The following is a 7,479-nucleotide window of genomic DNA, read 5'->3' as shown; positions in this document are numbered from 1 at the left end:
GCCCAACGCGGTGTAGGCGGCGGGCGTTGCCCGCAAGGTGAACGGGATCCCGTCCTCGTCCTCGCGCCAGACCGGCATACCGGGTTCGGCGGGAATCTCCTCGGCCAGTTCCTTCTTGATCAGGCTGGTCAGTACCATCTTCACCGCGCCCCCCTTCAAGGCGGCGGTGATCGGCAGCAGGAACCCGCCCTCGCGGGAGCAGGCGGCGGAGAGGATGACGGCCTGGGTGTCGGAAAGTTGGGTCATGGGGTGGACCTCCAAGGATGGCGCGGGCCAGTCCCGCCGCCTGTACCACCCCAAGCTCCGCCAGCGTGACGCCGGTCGGAGCGGGAGGGAAATGCGGTTGATCAGGCGGCGAATTCGCCCTCGTGGAAGGCGCTGTCGGTGATGCGCTTCAGCATCTCGGCGTAGTGGGCCATCGTCCCGGCGTGGCCCCAATTGATCTCGTCTGGCGCCCAGTTGAAATGGTCGGCGCTTAAGTTTTGCAGCCGGGCCAGCATGGCGTCGAATTCGGCCTTCCTGGCAATAAAGGCGTCGATGGCCTTGGTGTTGTCGCTGCGCTTCGTCATGGTTCCCTCCGGTGTTCGTGGGACCATCCATCGCTCTGTCGGGCGATGACATCAACTCGATAAGTCGATCATTAGATTGCTTTCTGCGAGGTTCCGATCATGGGGCTGTCGATACGCGCCTATGCGCGGCATCGTGGGGTCAGTCACGTCTCCGTGCTGCGGGCCGCCAAGGCTGGACGCATTTTCCAGGAGCCGGACGGCACCATCGACCCGGTCAAGGCCGATGCCGCCTGGGATGCCCAGACCGATCCGGCCCGCAAGGCTCCGCCCCCTGCGCCGGAGAAGGCCACACCGATTCCGATATCGCCGCCTTCGGCACCGTCAGCCGCACCACTTCCGTCACCCCAGCGCGATTCCCTGCCCTCGACAGGCGCCAACTTCACCCAGGCCCGCACCGCCCACGAGGTCGCCAAGGCACAGAAGGCCCGCATCCAGGTGCAGCGGCTGAAGGACGAGGTCATCGACCGCGCCAATGCCCTGGCCCTGGTGTTCAAGCTGGCCCGGCAGGAGCGCGATGCCTGGGTCGGCTGGCCTGCCCGTGTCGCCGGATTGATAGCGGCGGAGATCGGGATCGACCCGCACGTCATGCAGGTTTTGCTGGAAACCCACGTCAGGGCGCATCTGAATGAGCTTGCAGACATCAAGCCGGACTTCCACTGACTTCGACGGCGCGGATCTGATCCTGTCGGCTTGGGCCGACGGAATGCAGCCCGACCCGCTGCTGACCGTGTCGGAATGGGCCGACCAGCACCGGGTCCTTTCGTCGCGCGCTTCCGCCGAACCGGGCCGCTACCGCACCAATCGCACGCCGTATTTGCGCGAGATCATGGACTGCCTGTCGCCGTCGCATCCCTGCCGACGGGTGGTGTTCATGAAGGGGGCCCAGGTCGGCGCCACCGAGGCCGGCAACAACTTTCTCGGCTTCATCATCCACCATGCCCCCGGCCCGGTGCTGGCGGTGCAGCCCACGGTCGAGATGGCCAAGCGCAACTCGCGCCAGCGCATCGACACCCTGATCGACGAAAGCCCCATCCTGCGGGAACGGGTGAAGCCGGCCCGCTCGCGCGACGCCGGCAACACCATGCTGTCGAAGGACTTTCCCGGCGGCACATTGGTGATGACCGGGGCCAACAGCGCGGTGGGTCTGCGCTCCATGCCGGCGCGCTACCTGTTCCTGGACGAGGTGGACGCCTATCCGGCATCGGCCGACGAGGAGGGCGACCCGGTGGCGCTGGCCTGCGCCCGCATGGCCACCTTCGCCCATCGCGCCAAGGCGTTCCTGGTCTCGACGCCGACCATCCGGGGGCTGTCGCGGATCGAACGGGAATTCGAGGCCAGCGACCAGCGTCGCTTCTTCGTCCCGTGCCCCCATTGCGGCGAAATGCAGTGGCTGAAATTCGAGCGGCTGCGCTGGGACAAGGGCCGCCCCGAGACGGTGCGCTATCACTGCGAAGCCTGCGAGCAGGAGATCGCCGAGCACCACAAAGGCGCGATGCTGGCGGCAGGCGTTTGGCGGGCGACAGCCACGGGCACTGATCCCGGTACCATCGGCTTCCACATCTCGGCGCTGTATTCACCGCCGGGCTGGCAGTCGTGGCGGGACATCGTCCGTCTGTGGGAAACGGCGCAAGGAAATGATGATGCGCTGCGGGTGTTCAAGAACACCGTGCTGGGCGAAACCTGGGTCGAATCCGGTGAGGCTCCCGATTGGCAGCGGCTCTACGACCGTCGTGAGACTTGGGGGCCGGGCACCGTGCCGGCGGGCGGGCTGTTCCTCACCGCCGGGGCCGACGTCCAGAAGGACCGGGTCGAGATTGACGTCTGGGCCTGGGGGCGAAACCTCGAAAGCTGGCTGGTCGACCATATCGTCATCGACGGCGGGCCGGAACATGCCGAAACCTGGGCGGCGCTGGAGCGGGTGCTGGGGCAAACCTGGACCCATGCCAGCGGCGCGGCCTTGAAGGTCGCCCGTCTGGCCATCGATTCCGGCTACGAATCTTCGGCGGTCTACACCTGGGGCCGCAAGATGGGCGTTGGTCAGGTTTCGCCGATCAAGGGCGTCGAGGGCTTCAACCGCTCCAGTCCGGTGTCCGGCCCTACCCTGGTCGATGCCACCGAGGGCGGCAAGAAAGTGCGCCGTGGTGCCCGGCTGTGGACGGTGGCGGTGTCCACTTTCAAGACCGAAACCTACCGTTTCCTCCGCCTCGAGCGTCCCACCGACGAGGAACTGGCCGAGGGTGTCCGTTTCCCGGCCGGAACGGTGCATCTGCCATCGTGGGCGGATTCGGAGTGGTGCAAGCAGTTCGTCGCCGAGCAGTTGGTGACGGTCAAGAACCGACGCGGCTTCACCAAGCTGGAATGGCAGAAGCTGCGCGAGCGCAACGAGGCGCTGGATTGCCGGGTCTATGCCCGCGCCGCCGCCTGGATTGCCGGTTCCGACCGCTGGTCGGAGGCCAAATGGCGCGATCTGGAAGCCCAACTGGCCGTGATCGCCAGCACCAGTGAATCAGAGGCCGGGCAGGTGCGCCGGATCGCCCGCCGTCCCCGGCGGATCATCAAGTTCAGCGGGATGCACTGATCATGACCATCGACGAGATGAAGGCCGAGCGCGAGCGGGTGCTGGCGCGGCGCAATTCGCTTGTCGCCCGCGTCACCGTCGGCGACCGCACCGTCCAATATGACCTGACCCAGGCCAACCATGTCCTGGCCGATCTCGACCGCCGCATCGCCGTGCTGGAGGGCAGGAAACCCCGCCGCCGCATCCTCGCCGTCGCCACCAAGGGACTGTAACCATGCTGGGCAGTTTCCGCCGCCGCCTTGGTGCCCTGATCGGCGGCTTCGAAGCCGCCCAGGGCAGCCGCCGTCTAAAGGGATTTCAGCCCAGCCGCGCCCACGTCAACACCCTGATCGCTGCTGCTGGATCCGACATCACGGCCCGCGCCCGCTATCTGGTGCGCAATAACGGCTATGCCCTCAATGCCGCAGAAAGCTGGACCGGCAATGCCGTCGGCACCGGCATCAAGCCGTCATCACTGATCGCCGACAAGGATCTGAAGGCCCTGGTGCAGCAACTCTGGCTGGCCTGGACCGACGAGTCCGACGCCGAGGAGCTGACCGATTTCTACGGCCAGCAGCGCCGAGCCGCCCGCGAGGTGTTCATCGCCGGGGAAGTGTTCTTCCGCCTGCGCCCGCGTCGCTCGGAAGACGGCCTGACGGTGCCGTTGCAGCTTCAGATGCTGCCCTCGGAAATGCTGCCGCTGACCCGAACCGAGGTTCTTCCCAACGGCAACGTCATCCGTCAGGGCATCGAGTTTGATCGCATCGGGCGACGGGCGGCATATTGGTTCCTGCGGCGTCATCCCGGCGATCTCACCGATCCCGGCATGGTCGGCGAAATGGTGCGCGTTCCGGCCGCCGAAATCATCCATGTCATCGACCCGGTGGAATCCGGACAGCTTCGCGGCGTCTCCCGCCTGGCCCCAGCCATCGTCAAGCTGTTCCTGCTCGACCAGTACGACGACGCCGAACTGGAGCGCAAGAAGATCGCGGCCATGTACGCCATGTTCGTGATCTCTCCGGCTCCCGCCGACGTGATCGACATGGTGCCCGCCGACGATGGTTCGGGCGACCGCATTGTCGAGGTCCAGCCCGGCCAGGTGGTGCCCTTGGAGCCGGGCGAGCAGATCCAGACCTCCGCCCCAGCCGATGTGGGCGGATCGTATGAGCCGTTCGAGTACCGGACGCTGCTGCAGATCTCCGCCGCCACCGGCATCCCCTACGCCTACCTGTCCAACGATATGCTGAAGGCCAACTACTCCAACTCGCGCATGGCGCTGCTGGAGTTCCGCCGTCGGGTCGAGGCATGGCAGCACTCGGTGATGGTCCACCAGATGTGCAGGAAAGTGTGGCAGCGCTGGTTGGATGTGGCGGTGCTGTCCGGGGCGATCGACATTCCCGGCTATGAACGCAACCGCGCCAGCTTCATCGCCTGCTCCTGGCTGCCGCCAAAATGGGACTGGGTCGATCCGCTGAAGGACGCCAAGGCCGAAATCGAGCAGATCAATGCCGGACTGAAAAGCCGGACTCAGGCATTGGCCGAACGCGGCTTCGATGCCGAGCAGGTGGATGCCGAGATTGCCGCCGACCGGGAACGGGAACAGCGGTTGGGGCTGTCGTTTGGCACGCAGCCAGTGGCAGCGGGGCAAATGGAAGATCAGGCGGCCCTGGGGTGAACCTGGGTTTCGATCTCGGCGCCGATTTGGTCGCGCGCCGTTTCCAGGTCAAAGGTGGCCTGCATGCCGATCCAGAATTCCGCCGAGGTTCCAAAATAACGCGCCAACCGCAGGGCCGTGTCCGGGGTGACCCCCCGACGGCCGTGGATGATGTCGCTGATCCGCATCTGCGGAACACCGATCGCCTTGGCCAGGGCGTACTGGCTCATTCCCAAGGGCTTCAGGAAATCCTCGCGCAGTACCTCGCCAGGATGGGTAGGGGCAAAGTCCGCCATGACGATCTCCTCAATGATAATCGACAATTTCAACCTCGAAGGCATCACCGTCACGCCATTCGAAACAGACCCGCCACTGGTCATTGATCCGAATGCTGTGCTGGCCTTGCCGGTTACCGGATAAGGCTTCCAGCCGGTTGCCGGGCGGTGCCCTCAAATCGCTCAGATCCCTGGCGTTGTGGATCTGCGTCAGCTTGCGATTGGCGACCTTCAGGATGTCATTCGGCACGCCTTTGACGAAGCGTCGCTGCCACGCGGATTCGGCCGCCAGGTTCTTGAACGACTTGATCATACCCAATGCTAACGAACATCGTTAGCTAACGCAAGGCGATAGCACCCAAGATGACAGATCTTCCCCATTTGGCAGCCCGGCTGTACGGAGCGCCGCTGCTGATCGCGCGCGCCAAGCTGGACGTGATCCTGGCTGCGCTCGCTCCCCGGCTGGCGGGGCAGGCACTGTCCTTTGACGGTGAAGCTGTTCCGGCCGCCACGGTCGAGGTGACGCCCGACGGCATCGCCATTATCCCGGTGATCGGCACCCTGGTGGCGCGCTCAGGCTATCTCGGCGCCGCCAGCGGCCTCACCGCCTATTCCGACATCGCCGATACCATCGAGGCGGCGGCCACCGATCCTGGCATCCGTGCCATCCTGCTGGATGTGGACTCTTCCGGCGGCGAGGTGGGCGGCCTATTCGATCTGGTCGACCACATCCAGGCCATCCGCAGCCAATGCGGCAAACCCATCTGGGCGGTAGCCGATGAGGCGGCGCTATCGGCGGCCTATGCCATCGCCTGCACCGCCGACCAAATCTACGTCACCCAGACCGGCGAGGTCGGGTCCATCGGCGTAGTGGCGGTTCACCGCGATGAATCCGGGGCCGACACCCAGGCTGGGCTGGCGTGGACCTTCGTCCATGCCGGAGCCTGCAAGGTGGACGGCAATCCCCACCAGCCGCTGTCCGAATCTGCTCGTGCCGGTCTGCAGGCTGATGTCGATGCCCTTTATGGTCGCTTCGTTGCTCTGGTGGCCCGGTGTCGCAAGCAGCCGCCCGAGGCGATCCGCGCCACCGAGGCCACCGTCTTTCGCGGCGATCAGGCGGTGACCGCCGGATTGGCCGACAAGGTCGGCACGCTCCGCGTCGCCCTGGCCGATCTCGGCGCCACCCTGGCGCGCCCCTCCATCCGTTCCCCCGTTCTGTCCAAACCCAAGGAGACCACCATGTCCGAGCACACGGGGGACATCCCCGTCATCGAAGCCGAGCGCCCCGCTCCGGGAGCCATTGTTCCGGTGCCCGGCGAAGTAACCGCCCAGGTGGAACAGCGTCTGCGCGCCGAATATTCCGAAATCAGCGCCATCACCGCCCAGGCTGCCCGACTGGGAGTCACCATCGATCCCGTCGAGGCCATGGCCAAGGGCATCCGCCCCGAGGCGCTGCGGCGCACCGTGCTGGATCAACTGGCCGAGCGTTCCGACGCCACCGATGTGGTGGCAGCCGCCCCGGCGGTCGCGGCTCCCAAGACGGACACCGAAAGCCCCATCGTCCGGCGTGCCCGCGAAGCCGCCGCCCGCAAGTAACGGAGATCACCCATGCCCGTGCTGACCATGGCGCCCACCCTGGGCGACCTCCTCAAGTTCGAATGCCATCCCGGCTATTGCCGCGAGACCGTGACGATGAAGGCGGGGGGCAGCTATCCCCTCGGCGCCGTGCTGGGACGCATTACCGCCAGCGGCGAATACCGCCTGTCCCCCGCCGCTGAGGTGGTCGGTGACGAAGGCGCCGAGGTGGCCATCGCCGTGCTGCTGGAAGCCGTGGACGCCAGCGGCGGGGCCGCCACCGGCCTGATCGCCGCCCGCGGGCCGGTCATCCTGGCCGAAGGTGTTCTGGCCTTCGACACCTCCGTCGATCAGCCCGTCGAACGGGTTGCCAAGATCGCCCAGCTTTCTGCCCTGGGCCTCGTCGCCCGCACCACCGTCTGATTCCGAGGAACCTATGAACGCCATCATCAATCCCTTCGACGCGGGCGGCTATTCGCTCGCCGAGATGACCCAGGCCATCAACATCCTGCCCAACCTCTACACGCGGCTGGGCCAGATGGGGCTGTTCCGCTTCGAGGGCGTCACTCAGCGCAGTGTCATCATCGAGCAGGCCGAGGGAATCCTCAACCTGCTGCCCACCGTGCCGCTGGGCGGTCCGGCCACCGTCGCCAATCGCGATGCCCGGAGCATGCGGTCGTTCACCGTACCGTGGATTCCCCATGACGATTCCATCACGCCGCAAGACGTTCAGGGCGTGCGCGGTTTCGGCGTCGCCGATGCCGCCGATCCGCTGGCCACCGTCATGGAACGCAAGCTGACCCGCATGCGGAGCAAGCATGCCCAGACGCGGGAATTCATGGAGGTCAA

Annotated in this window: 10 protein-coding genes and 1 pseudogene; 7 read left to right on the top strand and 4 right to left on the bottom strand. The window is 66.0% G+C overall.

Annotation, left to right across the window (positions count from 1 at the left end; translation table 11 throughout):
• Both MTBSS4_RS17225 and MTBSS4_RS17220 read right to left on the bottom strand, forming a co-directional pair.
• Positions 1–246: pseudogene (locus MTBSS4_RS17225) on the bottom strand (hypothetical protein); the annotation flags it as partial.
• 101 nt (positions 247–347) lie between these two features.
• Positions 348–569 (bottom strand): hypothetical protein, encoded by a 222-nt coding sequence (locus MTBSS4_RS17220; protein WP_173984639.1) that lies wholly within the window; start codon positions 567–569, stop codon positions 348–350.
• Between the two features lie 99 nt (positions 570–668).
• Here MTBSS4_RS17220 and MTBSS4_RS17215 point away from each other — a divergent pair, with 99 nt between their 5' ends.
• From MTBSS4_RS17215 to MTBSS4_RS17200, 4 genes are read left to right on the top strand one after another with little or no spacing between them, the layout of a single operon-like run.
• Positions 669–1,229, top strand: coding sequence for an elements of external origin (locus tag MTBSS4_RS17215; protein WP_173984638.1), 561 nt, complete (start codon positions 669–671; stop codon positions 1,227–1,229).
• Positions 1,195–3,147, top strand: coding sequence for a phage terminase large subunit family protein (locus MTBSS4_RS17210; protein WP_368667802.1), 1,953 nt, complete (start codon positions 1,195–1,197; stop codon positions 3,145–3,147). Before MTBSS4_RS17215 ends, MTBSS4_RS17210 begins: the two co-directional genes overlap by 35 nt.
• Positions 3,148–3,149: 2 nt before the next feature.
• The gene (locus MTBSS4_RS17205) at positions 3,150–3,359 is read left to right on the top strand and encodes a phage head-tail joining protein (RefSeq protein WP_173984637.1); all 210 of its coding nucleotides are present in this window, start codon (positions 3,150–3,152) and stop codon (positions 3,357–3,359) included.
• 2 nt (positions 3,360–3,361) lie between these two features.
• Positions 3,362–4,801 (top strand): phage portal protein, encoded by a 1,440-nt coding sequence (locus MTBSS4_RS17200; RefSeq protein WP_173984636.1) that lies wholly within the window; start codon positions 3,362–3,364, stop codon positions 4,799–4,801.
• Here the strand turns inward: MTBSS4_RS17200 and MTBSS4_RS17195 are convergent.
• Both MTBSS4_RS17195 and MTBSS4_RS17190 read right to left on the bottom strand, forming a co-directional pair.
• The gene (locus tag MTBSS4_RS17195) at positions 4,783–5,076 is read right to left on the bottom strand and encodes a HigA family addiction module antitoxin (RefSeq protein WP_173984635.1); all 294 of its coding nucleotides are present in this window, start codon (positions 5,074–5,076) and stop codon (positions 4,783–4,785) included. The two genes, MTBSS4_RS17200 and MTBSS4_RS17195, sit on opposite strands and share 19 nt — an antisense overlap.
• Positions 5,077–5,086: 10 nt before the next feature.
• A complete protein-coding gene (locus tag MTBSS4_RS17190) occupies positions 5,087–5,368 on the bottom strand; it encodes a type II toxin-antitoxin system RelE/ParE family toxin (protein ID WP_173984634.1) in 282 nt (93 codons plus the stop codon).
• A 50-nt stretch (positions 5,369–5,418) separates the two neighbouring features.
• On the opposite strand from MTBSS4_RS17190, the gene MTBSS4_RS17185 reads away from it, so the two are divergent.
• The 3 genes from MTBSS4_RS17185 to MTBSS4_RS17175 form a co-directional block, all read left to right on the top strand.
• The gene (locus tag MTBSS4_RS17185) at positions 5,419–6,651 is read left to right on the top strand and encodes a S49 family peptidase (protein WP_173984633.1); all 1,233 of its coding nucleotides are present in this window, start codon (positions 5,419–5,421) and stop codon (positions 6,649–6,651) included.
• Between the two features lie 12 nt (positions 6,652–6,663).
• Positions 6,664–7,053, top strand: a complete 390-nt coding sequence (locus MTBSS4_RS17180) for a head decoration protein (RefSeq protein ID WP_173984632.1) — start codon at positions 6,664–6,666, stop codon at positions 7,051–7,053.
• 13 nt (positions 7,054–7,066) lie between these two features.
• On the top strand, positions 7,067–7,479 hold a 413-nt coding region (locus MTBSS4_RS17175), incomplete at its 3' end, for a major capsid protein (protein WP_173984631.1).

It is taken from the genome of Magnetospirillum sp. SS-4, assembly GCF_902729425.1.
Taxonomy (GTDB): domain Bacteria; phylum Pseudomonadota; class Alphaproteobacteria; order Rhodospirillales; family Magnetospirillaceae; genus Phaeospirillum.
Note: the sequence above shows the minus strand (reverse complement) of the source record. Positions and strands in the feature narration are given on the sequence as shown.

Coding starts and splice junctions, on each gene's coding strand:
- MTBSS4_RS17220 (WP_173984639.1), bottom strand. CDS start 569: ATGACGAAGCGCAGCGACAACACCAAGGCCATCGACGCCTTTATTGCC.
- MTBSS4_RS17215 (WP_173984638.1), top strand. CDS start 669: ATGGGGCTGTCGATACGCGCCTATGCGCGGCATCGTGGGGTCAGTCAC.
- MTBSS4_RS17210 (WP_368667802.1), top strand. CDS start 1,195: ATGAGCTTGCAGACATCAAGCCGGACTTCCACTGACTTCGACGGCGCG.
- MTBSS4_RS17205 (WP_173984637.1), top strand. CDS start 3,150: ATGACCATCGACGAGATGAAGGCCGAGCGCGAGCGGGTGCTGGCGCGG.
- MTBSS4_RS17200 (WP_173984636.1), top strand. CDS start 3,362: ATGCTGGGCAGTTTCCGCCGCCGCCTTGGTGCCCTGATCGGCGGCTTC.
- MTBSS4_RS17195 (WP_173984635.1), bottom strand. CDS start 5,076: ATGGCGGACTTTGCCCCTACCCATCCTGGCGAGGTACTGCGCGAGGAT.
- MTBSS4_RS17190 (WP_173984634.1), bottom strand. CDS start 5,368: ATGATCAAGTCGTTCAAGAACCTGGCGGCCGAATCCGCGTGGCAGCGA.
- MTBSS4_RS17185 (WP_173984633.1), top strand. CDS start 5,419: ATGACAGATCTTCCCCATTTGGCAGCCCGGCTGTACGGAGCGCCGCTG.
- MTBSS4_RS17180 (WP_173984632.1), top strand. CDS start 6,664: ATGCCCGTGCTGACCATGGCGCCCACCCTGGGCGACCTCCTCAAGTTC.